Genomic DNA, 16,703 nt, shown 5'->3' on the forward strand with positions numbered 1-16,703 from the left:
GGCTTATGCTAGTAATTCTCAATCGTTGATTATTCAGGATAAGCGCCCTCTGCGGCAACTCAAGCCGACAAAAAGTCGAGTGCATTAGCCTCTCAGTCGCGGTAGTTTTCCGGCATGGCCCGCGCGCGGGAATTCGGACGTTGTGGGGTGCAGGAGAGTGGCGTGCTAAATAAACTGGGTATCAAAGGCCGCGTGCTGGTGCTCGCCTTGGTGCCGGCCAGCCTGATGGCACTGGTCCTGGGCGGCTACTTCACCTGGCTGCAGCAAATGGAATTGCAAACCCAACTGTTGAAACGCGGCGAAATGATCGCCGAGCAACTGGCGCCGCTGGTGGCCCCGGCCCTGGTCCGCAAGGATGCCCCGCTACTGGAGCGCATTGCCTCCCAGGCGCTGGACCAACCGGACGTGCGCGCCGTCTCGTTCCTGACGCCCGATCGGCGCGGGCTGGCCCATGCCGGCCCGAGCATGCTCAACCAGCCACCGACCGGCGACCTGATGCACCTGCTGCAACGCAGCGGCAGTGACGCGACCCGTTACCTCTTGCCGGTGTTCGGTCATCACCGCGACCTGGCCGGCGAAACGGTGCCCGAGGAAACCGACCGCCTGCTCGGCTGGGTCGAACTGGAACTGTCCCACGACGGCACCCTGCTTCGCGGCTATCGCAGCCTGTTTGCCAGCCTGCTGCTGATCAGTTTCGGCCTGGCCGGCACAGCCCTGCTGGCCCTGCGCATGAGCCGTTCGATCAACGGGCCGATCAGTCAGATCAAGGAAGCCGTCACCCAGTTCAAGGACGGCAACCTGGAAAAACGCCTGCCCGCGCTCGGCAGCTACGAACTCGACGAACTGGCGGCCGGCATCAACCGCATGGCCGGCACCCTGCAAAACGCCCAGGAAGAACTGCAGCACAGCATCGACCAGGCCACTGAAGACGTGCGCCAGAACCTCGAAACCATCGAGATCCAGAACATCGAACTGGACCTGGCACGCAAGGAGGCCCTGGAGGCCAGCCGCATCAAGTCGGAATTCCTCGCCAACATGAGCCATGAGATCCGCACGCCGCTCAATGGCATCCTCGGTTTTACCCATCTGTTGCAGAAGGGCGAACTGACGCCGCGCCAGCTCGACTATCTCAATACCATCGAAAAGTCCGCCGACAGTCTGCTGGGAATCATCAACGAGATCCTCGACTTCTCCAAGATCGAGGCCGGCAAACTGGTGCTCGACAGCATTCCGTTCAATTTGCGCGACTTGTTGCAGGACACCCTGACCATCCTCGCCCCTGCCGCCCATGCCAAACAGCTGGAGCTGGTCAGCCTGGTGTATCGGGACACGCCCCTGTCGCTGATCGGCGACCCGCTGCGGCTCAAGCAGATTCTGACCAACCTGGTCAGCAACGCGATCAAGTTCACCCGCGAAGGCACCATTGTGGTCCGGGCCATGCTCGAAGAGGAGAACGAGGACAGCGTCCAGCTGCGCATCAGCGTGCAGGACACGGGCATCGGCTTGTCCACCCAGGATGTCCGGGCGCTGTTTCAGGCGTTCAGCCAGGCCGACAATTCCTTGTCCCGGCAACCGGGCGGCACCGGCCTGGGACTGGTGATCTCCAAGCGCTTGATCGAACAGATGGGCGGCGAGATCGGTGTCGACAGCACGCCGGGCGAGGGTTCGCAATTCTGGATCAGCCTGAGCCTGCCCAAGGCGCGTGACGATGATGACGACCTGCCCACTGCGCCCCTGCGCGGCCGACGCATCGCAATCGTCGATGGCCATGAACTGGCCTGCCAGGCTTTGCAACACCAACTGGAAGACTGCGGCCTGGAAGTCAGCGCATTTTCCTCCCTCGATAAATTGCACAAGGGCGTCATGGCCGCGCGTGCGGCTGCAAGCCCCATCGACCTGGCAGTGCTCGGTGTCACTGTCTACGACATGCCGCCCGAACGCCTCGGCCACCATATCCGTGAGCTGGAGCAGATTGGCTGCCAGGTATTGGTGTTATGCCCCACCACCGAACAGTCGCTGTTCCACCCCTGGGTACCCAATGCCCACAGCCAGTTGCAGGCCAAGCCCGCCTGTACCCGCAAGCTGCGGCGCAGCCTGGTCGAGCTGATCAACCCCCGGCGCGTCGCCAGCCAGAACAGCGAACCTTCGCTCAACCGTATGCCCCAGGTACTCTGCGTCGACGACAACCCGGCCAACCTGCTGCTGGTGCAGACGCTGCTCGAAGACATGGGCGCCAAGGTCCTGGCCGTCGACAGCGGCTACAACGCCATCAAGGCCGTGCAGAATGAAAGCTTCGACCTGGTGTTGATGGACGTGCAGATGCCTGGCATGGATGGCCGCGAAACCACCGAAAAGATCCGCCTCTGGGAGAGCAGCCAGCCCGGTGCGGCGCTGCCGATCGTGGCGCTGACCGCCCACGCCATGGCCAACGAAAAGCGTTCCCTGCTGCAAAGCGGCATGGACGACTACCTGACCAAACCTATCAGCGAGCGGCAACTGGCCCAGGTCGTGCTGAAATGGACCGGCCTGGCCCTGCGCAGTCAACGCAATGAGCGCGCAAGCGAATCGGTGGCACTGCAAACCGAGTTGCCGGTGCTCGATCCGGAAGAAGGCCTGCGCCTGGCCGCCGGCAAGTTCGACCTGGCGACCGACATGCTGGCGATGTTGCTGGCCTCGCTGGATGCCGACCGTGAAGCCATCCGTGCCGCCCGCGAAGCGCGCGACCGAACCGCCACCATCGAGCGCGTCCATCGCCTCCATGGCGCCACACGCTATTGCGGCGTGCCGCAACTGCGGGCGGCCTGCCAGCGCAGTGAAACCCTGCTCAAGCAAGACGATCCGGACGCCCACGCGGCCCTCGACGAACTGGACCAGGCCATCACCCGCCTGGCGTCGCAGGCGCGCGTCAGCGCCTGACCTGTAGCAAGCGCAGGCATACCGGGCGTGGCGCGCTGCGAAACCCTGGGCGCCATCGCCAGCACTACGCTGGACAACATTGCCCGCTGGGCGGTAGGCAAACCACAGAATCTGGTCGAGGGTTGAACAGGCGAGCGTGCTAGCATATCGCGCAGATTTGGAGGACCCATGGTCGAACACGATTTTCGCTACAGCCTGCTCAACCCGCATCACACCCTGATCGAATGCCGCGCCCTGGCACCGGGACGCTATCAAGTCACCGGCAACGGCGGTTCGATCCACCATGACGACGTTCTGCTGGTCACGCTCAAGGGCAGCAAGACGTTGTCCATGCGCCTGACCGTGGAAAAGGTCCGTCATCTGATCAACCCGCCGGGCCAATGGGTCGCGGTCGCTCGCGGCCCGGTCTTCGCCGAGCTTGCGATCCATCAGTGGCAGGTCAACTGCGACAGCTGCCAGACCGAACTGGATTTCGAGTTCGCCGTGGATGCCAAGCTCGGCAGCAAGGCGCAAAAGCCTGCTGCCGTCGCGCGCATTGCCGAGCTGGGCTGGACTACACAGGGTGAGAAACACCAGTGCCCGAAATGTCGGGAGAAGAGCCAGTGAAACCCACGCTGTTGATCGGTTTGCTGGGCAGCACCTTGCTGGGCTGCGCCGCAGAGCCGATGAAACTGGAGCAGGAACGCAGCTACGTGCTGGAATGGATCGGCGAACGCCCGCTGATGGACTACAGCCACTTGACCCTGACCCTGGCCGAAGACGGCCGCGCCTATGGCAATGCCGGCTGCAACCATTGGTTCGCACCCTACACGCTGCAAGGCAACAGCCTGACCTTCGGCAAGGTCGGCAGCACCCGCAAGATCTGCGCACCGGCGTTGATGGAGCAGGAGCAGCGTTTCCTCAAGGCGCTGGAAACCGTGCAGCGCTGGGATATCTCGCCGATCGAGCAGGTGCGGTTCTGGCCGGCGCAGGGCAAGCCGCTGCGGTTCTGGCCGGAAGAAGGCTGATCCGATAGCAGTGGCGCCCCCATCGCTGGCAAGCCAGCTCCCACAAAGGTCCGGTGCACGACACATACCCTGTGGTGGCTTGCCCGCGATGAGGCCGGCCGGGTCAGTCTAGGCCCCCTTCAACGCCGTCAACTTCGCCGACAACCCCGCCGCCGTCTGCTCACCGAGCAACTGGTCGCGAATCTTGCCCTTGTCATCGATGATGTAGGTCACCGGCAACGCCTCGCTTCTCGGCAGATCCAGGCGCTCGCCCGGGTCATCGGCCAGCACGGTGAAGCTGATACCCAGCGCCTCGCTGGCCTTTTTCAGCTCCTCGCCCCGCAAGGAATCGAAATTGACGCCCACCACCGTCACCCCCTTATCCTCCCACTGCTTGGCCAAGGCATTGAGTTCAGGGATTTCCGTACGGCACGGGCCGCACCATTCAGCCCAGTAGTTGACCACCACCCAGCGGTTGTCCAGGCGCTCGGCGGCAACCGTCTGTCCATGCTGGTCGAGTCCGTAATCTGCGCCACAACCGCCAAGCAACAGGCTCGCAGTAATGGCCAATGCTGCCGCGAAACGCCTTGTCATGGGTCAATCCTTCTGGTGGATGCATGCAAAATGCAATTTAGCTGCGAGCAATGACCTCGTACGGTTCAGACACGGCTCCAGCATGGTTAGAATAGCCGCCACCTTACGCAAGATGCGACTCGAACATGACCGACTTGACGCTTTATCACAACCCGCGCTGCTCGAAATCCCGTGGCGCGCTGGAGCTGCTCGAAGCGCGTGGCCTGACCCCCACCGTGGTTCGATACCTGGAAACCCCGCCAGACGCCGCCACCCTGCAAAGCCTGCTGGGCAAGCTCGGCATCGGTGCCCGCCAACTGCTGCGCACCGGCGAAGACGAATACAAAAGCCTTGATCTGGCCAACCCCGCGCTGAGCGAAGCGCAACTGATCGCGGCCATGGTCACTCATCCGAAGCTGATCGAACGGCCGATCCTGGTCGTCGGCGACAAGGCCGTGATCGGTCGCCCGCCAGAGAAAGTGCTGGAGATCCTGGCGTGAGCAGCCCCTACATCCTTGTTCTGTATTACAGCCGGCATGGCTCGACCAGTGAAATGGCCCGGCAGATTGCCCGGGGCGTCGAGCTGGCCGGGCTCGAAGCGCGCGTGCGCACGGTGCCGGCCATCTCGACAGAGTGTGAAGCGGTCGCCCCGGACATCCCGGAACAGGGTGCGCTGTATGCCAGCCTGGATGACCTGCGCCATTGTTCTGGCCTGGCCCTGGGCAGCCCGACCCGCTTCGGCAACATGGCGGCGCCGCTCAAGTACTTCGTCGACGGCACCAGCAGCCTCTGGCTCAGTGGCGGCCTGGTCGGCAAACCGGCGGCGGCGTTTACCTCCACCGCCAGCCTGCATGGCGGCCAGGAATCGACCCTGCTGTCGATGCTGTTGCCCCTGATGCACCACGGCATGCTGATCATGGGCTTGCCCTACAGCGAGTCGGCGCTGCTCGACACCCGTGGCGGCGGCACGCCTTACGGCGCCAGCCACCACGCCGGGGCTGACGGCAAACGCAGCCTGGACGAACACGAAATCGCGCTGTGCCGCGCCCTCGGCCAACGCCTGGCCACTACCGCCAAACTGCTGGAGAACACGCGTGGCTAAAAAGCCGAAAATCCTCCCCTCCCTGGAGTGGCTGGCGCCGCGCCTGCGCATCAGCCGGGCGCTGAGCCTGGCCTGCTTCTTTGCCCTGATCCTGTTGTTGACCGCCAACAACCTGCTGTTCGCCGACCTGCATGGCGCCCGCACCGGCGTGATCCTGGCCATCGAACTGGTACCGCTGGCCTTGCTCCTGCCCGGCATCGTGCTCGGCAATGCCCGCGCCCACGCCTGGGCCTGCTTCGTGGTCAACCTGTATTTCATCAAGGGCGTACTGGCGGCGTTCGATCCGTCACGTTCGATTTTCGGCTGGTTGGAAGTGCTGCTCAGCCTGGCGCTGTTCGTCAGTGCGCTGCTGTACGTGCGCTGGAAGTTCCAGCACGACCGCAAGCTGGCCGGCGAAGGCCTGGCATAACGACAACGGGAGCGGGCATGCAAGACTACAAATGGATGTATGAATACTGCCTGAACCGCTTCGGTTCAGCGGCAGCACTCGAGGCTCGGCTGCCGGTGCCCCGCACAGACGCGGCCCTGCGCGACATCAGCGCCGACCGCTACCTGTCCATGCTCGCGCTCAGGGTCTTTCGCGCTGGCCTGAAGCACAGCCTGGTCGATGCCAAATGGCCGGCGTTCGAGCAGGTATTCTTTGGTTTCGACCCGGAAAAGGTCGTACTGATGGGCGCCGAACACCTGGAGCGGCTGATGCACGACGAGCGCATCATCCGTCACCTGGGCAAGCTCAAGAGCGTGCCGCGCAATGCCCAGATGATCCTCGACGTGGCCGCCGAGCATGGCAGCTTCGGCGCGTTCATCGCGGCGTGGCCAGTCACCGATATCGTCGGGCTCTGGCAATACCTGGCCAAGCACGGCAATCAAATGGGTGGGCTCTCGGCCCCACGGTTCCTGCGCATGATCGGCAAGGACACCTTCATCCCGACCGACGATATGGTCGCCGCGCTCAACGCGCAAAAGATCATCGACAAAGTGCCCACCAGCCAGCGCGACCGGGCCCGGGTGCAAGAGGTCTTCAACCAGTGGCATGCCCAGAGCGGTCGGCCGCTGTGTCAGCTCTCGACCATGCTGGCGTTCACGGTCAACCATTGACCCGACCGGCTCAGACCCACCAGTAGCGCACCAGGTGAAAAAAGATCGGTGCGGCAAAACAGACCGAATCCAGCCGATCGAGCATGCCGCCATGGCCTTCGATCATGTGCCCCCAATCCTTTACCCCGCGATCGCGCTTGATCGCGGACATGACAATGCCACCGGCAAAGCCCAGCAGATTGATCAGCAATGCGATAAACAGCGATTGCCAGAAGCTGAACGGGGTAATGAACCACAGGCACCCGCCAATCAGCGAAGCCAGCGCGATGCCACCGACGAAACCCTCAACGGTCTTGGACGGTGACAGTTCAGGGGCGATCTTGCGCTTGCCGAACAGCTTGCCACAGACGTACTGCAATACATCCGAGAGCTGCACCACAATCACCAGATAGGCAATCAACAACAGGTTGCGGCCCTCGAAGCCGGCGATGTCCAGGGTCAGCAAGGCTGGCACGAAGGACACGCAGAACACCGCGATCATCAGTCCCCACTGCACCTTCGACGTGCGCTCGAGAAAGTTCGTACTGTCCCCGCCCATCGACGCCAGGATCGGCAACAGCAAAAAGACGTAGACCGGGATGAAGATCGAAAACAACCCGTACCAGTCCGCCGCGATCAACAGGTATTGCAACGGCAACGCCAGGTAAAAGGCCGCCACCAGCGCCGGGTAGTCGCTGCGACGAGTCGGGGTGAGGGTCAGGAACTCGCGCAGGGCATAAAACGACACGGCATAAAACAACAGGATCACCGCCCAATGCCCCAGCCAGAAAGCGATGCCGATGACCACGACCATCACCCACCAGGCATTGATCCGGGCATTGAGATTGTCGATGACCGCGTTGGGGGTATCGCCCGAACGCCACTTGAGCACCCGGCCAACCAGCGATGCCAGGACCAGGATCGCGCCGATACCGGCGAACAACATCAGTGTCTGCTTATCCATTAATGCTGCTCGGGGTCGAGGGCCAGCAGCGCTTCTCGGCTGCGAAAGAGAAAGTCTTCCTTGCTTTCACCTGGCTCCAGTTGCAAGGGCGCGCCGAAACTGGTGGTACACAACAGGGGCAATGGCAACACCCGGCCCTTGGGCATGACCCTATTGAGGTTGGCGATCCACACCGGAATCAGCTCGACCTGCCGATAGCGCCAGGCCAGGTGATAGATACCGCTCTTGAATGGCAGCAAGCCATCCTCCGGATTGCGCGTGCCCTCGGGAAAGATGATCAGCGAATTCCCCGCCTCCAGCGCGTCAGTCATGGGCACCAGAGGGTCGTAGGACGGATCCTTATGCTCGCGATCGATCAGCACGCCATAGAACACCCGGCTGATCACGTAGCGGCGGATCGGGCTTTTCTGCCAGTAATCGGCCCCCGCCACCGGCCGCGTCATGCGCCGCAGCGCCGGCGGTAGCGAGGCCCAGAGCAACACGAAATCGCCGTGGCTGCTGTGGTTGGCATAGTAGATCCGCTGCACGGCTTGCGGGGTGCTGCCAAGCCAGAGGCTGCGCGCGCCGGTGATGGTTCGCGCAGCAGCAGTGATACCCAGAGCAACCAAGGATTCGAACATGTATGCGCCTTTATTTTTTGCTTCAAAGCCAAGGAAAAACCAGGATGCCGGCCAACAGCACCAACACTTGCGCACAAACCAGCCCAACCTGGTACCACAACAGTCGCAGCGCTCCCTGCTGACGCTCGAGCCAGGGTCGCCCCGCTCGCGCAGCCGGTTGCAACTGCAGCCTTGCCAGCGCCTGGTCCAGTGCCTCGGTGCGTTCAGCCAGATGCACGGCATCGGCAGCCATCCGCTCGAACAGCTCGGCATCCAGGCCAACCCTCAGTGCCCAGTAAAGCTGCCAGAGCCCCAACAGCACCACGACTGCCACCAATGCCAGGTAAAAAGGAAAGATAGCGCTCATTAGCAGCTGCGCCAGGCCAAACGCCAGTGCCGATAGCATCAATGCCTGGGACAGCAGATCCAGCGCTCGGCCACGGCGCAGCAACGCGGCCACAATCCTCAACTCCATTTCAGTGGGCATGAACATCCTTCAAAGGTGACGGGGCCGCTGCTGCGGTGAGCTGCAGCATAGCCTCCAGTGCCTGATGATGCGCCTGGCGCAGGACGATTCCTGGCCGGGCCGCCGCCACCAGGGCGATGGCCTGCTCGACACTGGCCGCCCGCCCGCTGTGCAGGAGCCAGGCAACGACCGCCGTCGCGCTGCGCGAATAGCCCAGCGCACAACACACCAGCAGCGACCCTTCTGTACGCAAGGTTTCGATGGCCTCTGCCGCCTGCAGGCAGCTTTCGGCGCTGGGTGCACACAGGTCCAGCAGGGCAATCGAGCGATAAGGGTAGCCGCGGGCATCGAGCGGCAGTTCTGCGCACAGGTCGACGACGGCCTTGAAAGGGCTGGCGCGCAAGGTTCGCCGTGTGAGAATAGGCCCCAGCCAGACATCGGTGCAGACTTGATCGGGCTGCGGCTTGCGACGAGTCCAAAACCGTGAATTGAGCCAGGCCGTCGCCAGATAAGGCGCGAGCAACCAGGTGACCGCGGCGCTCAACCGGCCATCAGCCTGTTTCTGAAAGCCCGAAGCACCAAAGTAGAGATAGTTGAAGGCGACCATCGCCAGTGCCACCCCTGGCCACAACAGCCAGAGCCAGCCCCCACCCAGCGCAAACGCAGGCAGGCTGCACAGCATGGTGCCGAGCCCATAATACAGTGCCAGGCGCAGGCGTTTGGGGTCGCGGGCCAGGCGACCGCAAAGCAAGGGGCCGGGCCGATCATCCGGCCAGAGCCAGACGCAGAACCAGCCTGCCAGCACGCCTGTCGGCAGGTCGATGAAATGATGTTGCCAGGTGGTCAGCACCGACACGCCGATCAAGGCAAACCAGAGGTGCACCAGCGCGTGCCAGAACCCCTGGCTATGCCGGCTGTAGCAGACCCACAGCACCACCAGCAAGGCGATGTGCAAGGACGGCGCCTGGTTGAAGGGCTTGTCGAACCCGGCCAGCACCGCGAACAACCAGCCGAATACGCCGCTCATTTCCGGTCGTTCGAAGGTAAAACGCAACGGCCAGAGCAGGAAGCAACTGACCGCGATCAGCTGGGCGCTGAGCAGCCGCAACGCGTGACGATTGAGTTCTAGACGGGTCAGGCACAGCAGCAGGGAAAACCCGTACAGCAGGTCGATCGACCAATACGGCACGATGGTCCAGGCCCAGAACGGTATCTGCGTCTCCCAGCCGAACACCAGGCTGGGTACTTCCGGGCGCCGGGCCGTGTACCAGGTGGCGAAGCCGTAACTGGCAAAAAAGAACGGTGCCAACAGCAACAGCCAGAGCACGGCGCGTTTCCACAGGCCAGGCTCCCGGCCCCGTGCTGGCGCGTTCATCATTCGATCCGCTGGGCCAGGGACACGCTGAAGATACCCCACTCATCGATGCGCTGGGTGATCTTGCGAAAGCCTGCCGCCTGCACCAGTTGATCCATCTCGGCCTGACTGCGCCGACGCATCACCCAGGCTTGCCCTTCGCGATGGCTGGTCAAGGCCCGGGCGATCAGTTCCAGTTGCGGGTGCCAGGGTTGCCCGGTGTAGATCAGATAGCCGCCCGGCTCGCAGGCATCACCCAGCCCGGCCAGGGATTGGCCGACTTGCTGGTTGTCTGCGAACAATTCATACAAGCCCGAGACCACGGCAACCGTCGGCCTGGGCGAGAGCAAGGCCAGGTCGGCCCGATCGAAGGCATCGCTCTTGACGAAGCGGGCGATATGCCCGAGACCCTTCTCCTCGATGAGCGCATTGCCGTCACGGACGTTGATATCGCTGTAGTCGCGCAGCAGGATCGACTCCGGCAACGCCCCGACACCCTGCAACGCCTCGAGGATGTAGCGACCATGACCCGCGGCGATGTCGACGATGTGCACCGCCCTGCCCTGTTCGCGCAACCGGGCCATGGCCAGGCGCAACAACTCTTCGACATGCAGCTTGCGCTGGCGAATGCCGCGCCAGCCGATCGACTGCAGGTAGTTCTGATCGATCATTCTGCCGACCGCCGTATGCCCGGAGGGCTGGTTGCGGTAGACGTAATCCAGGGTGCTGCCGGAGTCGAACCCGGTTTCGAAGCCCAGTTTTACCCCGGCCGAAACCCGGCTGCCCAGGCGCATGCCGGCGCGGGTCGCGCGCCAGTACAGGTCGCGCAATGAGTTGCGCGGCAATGGTGCCGCCAGGGTTTCGGCCTCGGCGCAGGTAGCCCCGGTGCGATCGGCATCGAGCAAGGCAGGCAGGGGCAGTGGCTGTTCGAAATTCTGCAGGATGAAACGTCGGGCCCGTGCGACAGCGATATGGCGGTCGCGCTCGCCGAGGGTATCGTGAAAGAACCCCGGCAGGATGTGTTTCTCTTTGCGCAAGGTTCCCAGGCGCTCGAAGAAGCGCTCCTGCGGGCCGCGGTGGACCACGAAATCCGCACCGGAAATCAGCAGCTGCGTCGGAACCCGGATCGCCTCGGCATCGGCCACCACCCGCTCCGCGGCTTCATACAGGCCCAGCAACACATTCACCGAAATGGCCTTGGTAATCAACGGGTCGCTGTCGTAAGAAGCGATGCGCTGCGGGTCATGGCTGAGAAACCCGGCCTTCACATAGCTGTTGACGAAAAAATTGCCGCGCAGCTTGCGCATCAAGCCAAGGCCTGGGCGAGCGAACGGAACGTAGAGCTTGACCTTGAATGCCGGCGAGGCCAGCACCAATGCGCGAATGCTCGGCGCGTAGTCATGGGCCCAGGTTGCGACCAGCACCGCGCCAACGCTTTGCGCGATCACCGCCAGTTGCTCCTGGGCAAGGCCATGTTGTGCGTGCAGGTGATCGATGAAGGTCTGCACATCGCGCACGCTGCAGGCAAAACTCGGGCTGTCACCGCGTGCACCGGGTGATTGCCCATGTCCGCGAGCGTCCCAGGCAAAGAAGTCGACTTCGGGCAGATCCAGCTCATCGACCAGATGGGCAATGCGCCCGGAATGTTCGTGGCCCCGATGAAACAACACCACACCGCGCCGTTGTGCAGGCTCGAGGTCGCTCGCGAGCCAGTGCCGATAGAACAACGCTACGCCGTCGTGGGTGGTGAACCGGCAGTCCTGGCCTTCGCGCATCCTGCTTCTCCCCCTTACTGGTTGCCTGCCGCTTCGGCCAGGCCCTGACGGACACGATTGAATAGGGTGTAGAGCAACAATGCGCACATCACCAGTAACACCACCTCGATCCACAAGGCAGTGACCCAGCCAATGGCCACGGCAGCGCCCAGCAAGCCCAGGCAAAAGGCGCGGTCACTCTTGCCCATGGGGCCGTCGTAGCGCCTCGATGCGCCCACCATCGGCCCCAGCACGCCGGTGTATTCACAGAGGATGGCCAGCAGGATGACCCCGGCAACCGGCCAGGGGCTGACGCCGGCAATAAAGGCAAAGGGCAGGATCAGAGCCGCGTCGGCGATGACGTCGGTCAGTTCGTTGAGGTAGGCGCCGAGCCGCGATTGCTGGTCGAACTCACACGCCAGCATGCCATCGATGGCATTGAACGCCATGCGCAGCAGCATCCACAGGGGAATGAGCGCGAACACCCAGGCGGTGTAGGCAAACACGGCAACCAGCCAGCCCACCAGCACAGAGCCGAGGCAGGCGCCAACCGTCACCTGATTGGCCGTGACACCGCGCTCGAACCAGCGTCGGACCAGGGGGCGCAGCAGATTCTGAAAGCGTGGCTTGAGTTGATAGATGGAAGTCAAGGTCGATCAGTCCTGCCCGAATCCATGAGAGTGACCATAAGGAGTGCCAGCACTCCCCTGCCGAAATGACGCGACTGCAGTATGGTGCAATCACGCCCTCCCGGCTGACTCATCTACGGGGCATTTCCAATCAAAATTTTACGAGGTGGCAGGTCGCGCGATCAGCCGATGTTCAACACGTCGAGAAAACGCGGCGTCGCGCTTTCGTCGATGCGCAGGTTGACGAAGTCGAACAGGTTGCGGTCGGCAAGCTGCGACGGCACCACGTTCTGCAAGCCACGGAAGATGCTCTCGGTACGGCCAGGCGACTTGCGTTCCCACTCCACCAGCATGTCCTTGACCACCTGGCGCTGCAGGTTTTCCTGGGAGCCACAGAGGTTGCACGGGATGATCGGGAACTGCTTGAAGTCCGAATAGGCCTGGATGTCCTTCTCGGAGCAATACGCCAGCGGGCGGATGACCACGTTGCGGCCGTCGTCGGCGCGCAGTTTCGGTGGCATTGCCTTGAGTGAGCCGTTGAAGAACATGTTGAGGAAGAAAGTCTCGACGATGTCGTCACGGTGATGCCCCAGGGCCATCTTGGTCGCGCCGATTTCGTCGGCGAAGGTGTACAGCGTGCCACGCCGCAGTCGCGAGCACAGCGAGCAGGTAGTCTTGCCTTCCGGGATCAGCTCCTTGACCACCGAGTAGGTGTCTTTCTCGACGATGTGGTACTCGATGCCCAGCTCCTTGAGGTAGGCCGGCAGCACATGCTCGGGGAAGCCAGGCTGCTTCTGGTCCATGTTCACCGCGACGATTTCGAACTTGATCGGCGCCACTTTCTGCAGGTGCAGCAGAACATCGAGCATGGTGTAGCTGTCTTTGCCGCCCGACAGGCAGACCATGACCTTGTCGCCGTCCTCGATCATGTTGAAGTCGGTGACGGCTTCGCCGGCCAGACGACGAAGGCGTTTCTGCAGTTTGTTCTGGTTGACCGAAAGAGTGCCCATAGCGCTTGAAATCCGCAAGGTGTGTGACGAAAAGCCGACTATTTTACGCACAAACCGCGCCGGGGCGAAGGCCCTCGCCACAGCACCGGACAACTGACCTGTAATGGGCCCTGACGACGGCCGGCAAAGATTACAAGGTGCTTACAGAGACTTTTGACAGCACGATTTGCTCTAAAAGCACGAGTATTTACCGCGAACTACTTTCCTATACTGGGCTTACGACCAAACACAATAGTCTGGTCCGTTCCTTACTTCGGCCTGTTGGCCGTTAGCGCTCCATTGGGGGGCGATGGCAACAACGAAAGGAGTGACTGGCATGATCCATCACGTTCTGGGGCTTTTCACCCATCCCGATCAAGAATGGCGAGAAATTCGTGGCGAAGAGGAAAGCATCAGCCACATGTATCTCACCCACACACTGATACTGGCTGCTATTCCGGCGGTATCGGCGTTCATCGGCACTACCCAGGTCGGCTGGGTCATCGGTAACCGCGCACCGGTCATGTTGACGCAAGAAAGCGCGCTATGGATGACCGTCATGTCCTACCTGGCCATGCTCGGCGGCGTTGCGGTCATGGGGGCGTTCATCCACTGGATGGCGCGGACCTACGATGCCAACCCAAGCCTGGCCCGCTGTATTGCTTTCGCCACCTATACCGCCACCCCGCTGTTCATCGGGGGGCTGGCGGCGCTCTACCCACACCTCTGGCTGGGGATGATCGTCGGCACGGCCGCCATTTGCTACACGGTTTACCTGCTGTATGTCGGCTTGCCGACATTCATGAACATCCCATCCGATGAAGGCTTCCTGTTCTCCAGTTCGGTGCTGGCCGTGGGGCTGGTCGTACTGGTGGCCATCATGGCGTTCACGGTTATCGTCTGGGGGCTGGGCGTAGGGCCTGTCTACACCAACTAAGGCATAGGGCCCATAGGGCCGTGATCATCGGGCCGCCGCAAGGCGGCCTGATACTGTGCGCATGACCATTGGGCGGCAAACGTCTCGGCAGGCTTTCGAGGTTGCGGCATAATTGCCGCCTCTGGAGTGTCATCACCAATGCCCGAGCTACTCAATTCCCGCGTCGAAACCTGTTTCCAGCAAGCCGAAGCCTTTTTCAATCGCCCCTTCAAGCGCGCGCAAGTCAGCCTCAAGCTGCGCGGCCAAAAGGCCGGGGTCGCCCATCTGCACGAGAACCTGCTGCGCTTCAACCCGCAACTGTACCGTGAGAACCGCGAAGACTTCCTCAAGCAGACCGTGGCCCACGAAGTGGCGCACCTGGTGGCTCATCAATTGTTCGGCGACAGCATTGCGCCCCATGGCGAAGAGTGGCAGCTGATCATGCGCGGCGTTTACGAACTGCCGCCCCTTCGCTGTCATAACTATGCGGTTAAACGGCGCAGCGTGACCCGTTATATCTATCGCTGCCCGTGTGATGGCAGTGATTTCGCGTTTTCGGCGCAGCGTCATGGGTTGGTGCATCAGGGGCGGCGGTATTTGTGCCGGCGTTGCCGGCATACGTTGGTGTTCAGCGGGGAGACCCGGGTTGAATAAGCGGCGCCCATAAAAAAACCCATCCGGAGATGGGTTTTTGTAGACCTTTAGATCGCATCGCTGGCAAGCCAGCGATTGGCGCCCAACGGGCGCCCGTCTACTTAGCGCGCAACACCCTCAGCCACACCCAGGTCATCGGTCGGACGCTCGTCAGAGATCGACGTGCCACCCGACGCCAGTTCAGCCTGCAGCTTGTCTTCGTCCAGCTCCTTGACCCACTTGGCCACGACCAGGGTAGCAACGCCGTTGCCGATCAGGTTGGTCAGGGCGCGCGCCTCGGACATGAAGCGGTCGATACCCAGGATCAGCGCCAGGCCGGCAACCGGCAGGTGGCCAACGGCGGACAAGGTGGCGGCGAGCACGATGAAGCCACTGCCGGTCACGCCTGCAGCGCCTTTGGAAGCCACCAGCAACACCAGCAACAGGGTGATCTGATGGCTGATGTCCATGGTGGTGTCGGTCGCCTGGGCGATGAACACGGCAGCCATGGTCAGGTAGATGGAAGTACCGTCGAGGTTGAACGAGTAACCGGTCGGGATAACCAGGCCGACGACGGACTTCTTCGCACCCAGACGCTCCATTTTCACCAGCATGCGCGGCAGGGCAGATTCCGAAGAGGAAGTGCCCAGCACGATCATCAGCTCTTCACGGATGTAGCGAATCAGCTTGATGACGCTGAAGCCATGGGCACGGGCGATCCCGCCCAGCACCACCAGGATGAACACCACGCAGGTGATGTAGAAGCAGATCATCAGCTGGCCCAACTGCACCAGCGAGCCCACGCCGTATTGACCGATGGTGAACGCCATGGCGCCGAATGCACCTATCGGGGCGAGCTTCATGATCATGTTGATGATGTTGAACATCACGTGGGCAAAGCGATCGATCAGGTCCAGCAGCAGCTTGCCGTAGGCACCCAGGCGATGCAGGGCGAAGCCGAAGATCACCGAGAACATCAGTACCTGGAGAATATCGCCATTGGCGAATGCGCCCACCACGGTGTTCGGGATGATATTGAGCAGGAAGCCAATGGTGGTCTGCTGGGCACCGGCGGCGGCATAAGCTGCAACGCTGCTGGCGTTCAGGGTGGTGACATCAATGTGCATGCCAGCGCCGGGCTTGACCACGTTGACCACGACCAGGCCGATGATCAGGGCGATGGTGGAGACGATTTCAAAGTACAGCAGCGCGTAACCGCCGGTCTTGCCGACCGACTTCATGTTCTGCATGCCGGCGATACCGCTGACCACCGTACAGAAGATGATTGGAGCGATGACCATTTTGATCAGTTTGACAAACCCGTCGCCCAGTGGCTTGAGCGCCACCCCTGTCTCGGGAGAGTAGTGGCCGAGCAGAATACCGATGGTGATCGCGATGATCACCTGGAAATACAGCGATTTGTAAATTGGCTGACGAGTCGTCATTTGTGATTTCCTCAAGTGTATCGCCGGGCATCAATAGCTTGATGCGCACGACACCTAAAGCGCGAACCCTCCTGTACCCGGAGGGATTTGTTTTTTCGAGCTGCGCTGGGCAGTTCTGCAATGAGCTATCGCAAGGCGCGTGCCACTTTGCAGAAAATCGACGCGAGCCAGGAAATCCGGCCGTTCGCGTTCTGGAGGAGGAGTATTTTCGGGGTGAGGCCTTGGCGGATTTCCGCCCATTGCATGAACAACTCCCCTGGCATTGGCGGATATCCGCCTTGCCCGGCGTACCGCCAATGA

Annotated in this window: 18 protein-coding genes; 9 read left to right on the top strand and 9 right to left on the bottom strand. The window is 62.0% G+C overall.

The genetic code is table 11. The features are described 5' to 3' along the window. The first annotated feature begins 162 nt into the window (after window positions 1–162). The 3 genes from NVV94_RS20355 to NVV94_RS20365 all read left to right on the top strand — a co-directional run bounded on the left by NVV94_RS20355 (window position 163) and on the right by NVV94_RS20365 (window position 3,923). Window positions 163–2,916 carry a response regulator gene (locus NVV94_RS20355; RefSeq protein WP_258444167.1) on the top strand — a complete coding sequence of 918 codons (2,754 nt, stop codon included), beginning with the start codon at window positions 163–165 and terminating at the stop codon, window positions 2,914–2,916. 168 nt (window positions 2,917–3,084) lie between these two features. Further along, window positions 3,085–3,522, top strand: a complete 438-nt coding sequence (locus NVV94_RS20360; RefSeq protein WP_258444168.1) for a hypothetical protein — start codon at window positions 3,085–3,087, stop codon at window positions 3,520–3,522. Then, window positions 3,501–3,923, top strand: a complete 423-nt coding sequence (locus NVV94_RS20365; protein WP_258444169.1) for an META domain-containing protein — start codon at window positions 3,501–3,503, stop codon at window positions 3,921–3,923. Before NVV94_RS20360 ends, NVV94_RS20365 begins: the two co-directional genes overlap by 22 nt. Window positions 3,924–4,031: 108 nt before the next feature. Here NVV94_RS20365 and NVV94_RS20370 read toward each other — a convergent pair whose 3' ends face one another. After that, the gene (locus NVV94_RS20370) at window positions 4,032–4,496 is read right to left on the bottom strand and encodes a TlpA disulfide reductase family protein (RefSeq protein WP_258444170.1); all 465 of its coding nucleotides are present in this window, start codon (window positions 4,494–4,496) and stop codon (window positions 4,032–4,034) included. A gap of 125 nt (window positions 4,497–4,621) precedes the next feature. Between NVV94_RS20370 and arsC the strand changes: the two genes are divergently transcribed. The 4 genes from arsC to NVV94_RS20390 are packed head-to-tail and all read left to right on the top strand — an operon-like array spanning window position 4,622 to window position 6,675. Continuing rightward, window positions 4,622–4,975 (top strand): arsenate reductase (glutaredoxin), encoded by a 354-nt coding sequence (gene arsC, locus NVV94_RS20375; protein ID WP_258444171.1) that lies wholly within the window; start codon window positions 4,622–4,624, stop codon window positions 4,973–4,975. Continuing rightward, complete coding sequence (wrbA, locus tag NVV94_RS20380) at window positions 4,972–5,577, top strand: NAD(P)H:quinone oxidoreductase (RefSeq protein ID WP_258444172.1); 606 nt, start codon at window positions 4,972–4,974, stop codon at window positions 5,575–5,577. The genes arsC and wrbA overlap by 4 nt, the downstream gene beginning before the upstream one ends. Further along, window positions 5,570–5,986 (top strand): DUF2069 domain-containing protein, encoded by a 417-nt coding sequence (locus tag NVV94_RS20385; RefSeq protein ID WP_258444173.1) that lies wholly within the window; start codon window positions 5,570–5,572, stop codon window positions 5,984–5,986. The genes wrbA and NVV94_RS20385 overlap by 8 nt, the downstream gene beginning before the upstream one ends. Window positions 5,987–6,003: 17 nt before the next feature. Beyond that, window positions 6,004–6,675, top strand: coding sequence for a DNA-3-methyladenine glycosylase I (locus tag NVV94_RS20390; RefSeq protein ID WP_258444174.1), 672 nt, complete (start codon window positions 6,004–6,006; stop codon window positions 6,673–6,675). Between the two features lie 10 nt (window positions 6,676–6,685). On the opposite strand, the gene NVV94_RS20395 is transcribed toward NVV94_RS20390, so the two are convergent. The 7 genes from NVV94_RS20395 to ttcA form a co-directional block, all read right to left on the bottom strand. Then, window positions 6,686–7,618 carry a phosphatidate cytidylyltransferase gene (locus NVV94_RS20395; protein ID WP_258444175.1) on the bottom strand — a complete coding sequence of 311 codons (933 nt, stop codon included), beginning with the start codon at window positions 7,616–7,618 and terminating at the stop codon, window positions 6,686–6,688. Beyond that, window positions 7,618–8,238 (bottom strand): 1-acyl-sn-glycerol-3-phosphate acyltransferase, encoded by a 621-nt coding sequence (locus NVV94_RS20400; RefSeq protein WP_258444176.1) that lies wholly within the window; start codon window positions 8,236–8,238, stop codon window positions 7,618–7,620. The genes NVV94_RS20395 and NVV94_RS20400 overlap by 1 nt, the downstream gene beginning before the upstream one ends. Before the next feature lie 22 nt (window positions 8,239–8,260). Beyond that, window positions 8,261–8,704, bottom strand: coding sequence for a hypothetical protein (locus tag NVV94_RS20405; protein WP_258444177.1), 444 nt, complete (start codon window positions 8,702–8,704; stop codon window positions 8,261–8,263). Then, entirely contained in the window at window positions 8,694–10,061 is a 1,368-nt protein-coding gene (locus NVV94_RS20410) for a phosphatase PAP2/dual specificity phosphatase family protein (RefSeq protein WP_258444178.1), read from the bottom strand. Before NVV94_RS20410 ends, NVV94_RS20405 begins: the two co-directional genes overlap by 11 nt. Beyond that, complete coding sequence (locus tag NVV94_RS20415) at window positions 10,058–11,812, bottom strand: bifunctional alpha/beta hydrolase/class I SAM-dependent methyltransferase (RefSeq protein WP_258444179.1); 1,755 nt, start codon at window positions 11,810–11,812, stop codon at window positions 10,058–10,060. The genes NVV94_RS20410 and NVV94_RS20415 overlap by 4 nt, the downstream gene beginning before the upstream one ends. A 14-nt stretch (window positions 11,813–11,826) precedes the next feature. After that, entirely contained in the window at window positions 11,827–12,441 is a 615-nt protein-coding gene (locus NVV94_RS20420; RefSeq protein ID WP_258444180.1) for a CDP-alcohol phosphatidyltransferase family protein, read from the bottom strand. 161 nt (window positions 12,442–12,602) lie between these two features. Continuing rightward, a complete protein-coding gene (ttcA, locus tag NVV94_RS20425; RefSeq protein ID WP_258444181.1) occupies window positions 12,603–13,430 on the bottom strand; it encodes a tRNA 2-thiocytidine(32) synthetase TtcA in 828 nt (275 codons plus the stop codon). Between the two features lie 316 nt (window positions 13,431–13,746). Here ttcA and NVV94_RS20430 point away from each other — a divergent pair, with 316 nt between their 5' ends. Together NVV94_RS20430 and NVV94_RS20435 are read left to right on the top strand one after the other, a co-directional pair. Then, entirely contained in the window at window positions 13,747–14,346 is a 600-nt protein-coding gene (locus NVV94_RS20430; protein WP_258444182.1) for a Yip1 family protein, read from the top strand. A 138-nt stretch (window positions 14,347–14,484) separates the two neighbouring features. Beyond that, the gene (locus tag NVV94_RS20435) at window positions 14,485–14,979 is read left to right on the top strand and encodes a SprT family zinc-dependent metalloprotease (RefSeq protein ID WP_258444183.1); all 495 of its coding nucleotides are present in this window, start codon (window positions 14,485–14,487) and stop codon (window positions 14,977–14,979) included. Between the two features lie 101 nt (window positions 14,980–15,080). On the opposite strand, the gene NVV94_RS20440 is transcribed toward NVV94_RS20435, so the two are convergent. Next, window positions 15,081–16,403: a dicarboxylate/amino acid:cation symporter gene (locus NVV94_RS20440; RefSeq protein WP_258444184.1), complete on the bottom strand. Its 1,323-nt coding sequence runs from the start codon at window positions 16,401–16,403 to the stop codon at window positions 15,081–15,083. Window positions 16,404–16,703: the final 300 nt, after the last annotated feature.

Origin of the sequence: Pseudomonas sp. LS1212, from assembly GCF_024741815.1 — a bacterium.
Taxonomy (GTDB): Bacteria; Pseudomonadota; Gammaproteobacteria; order Pseudomonadales; family Pseudomonadaceae; genus Aquipseudomonas.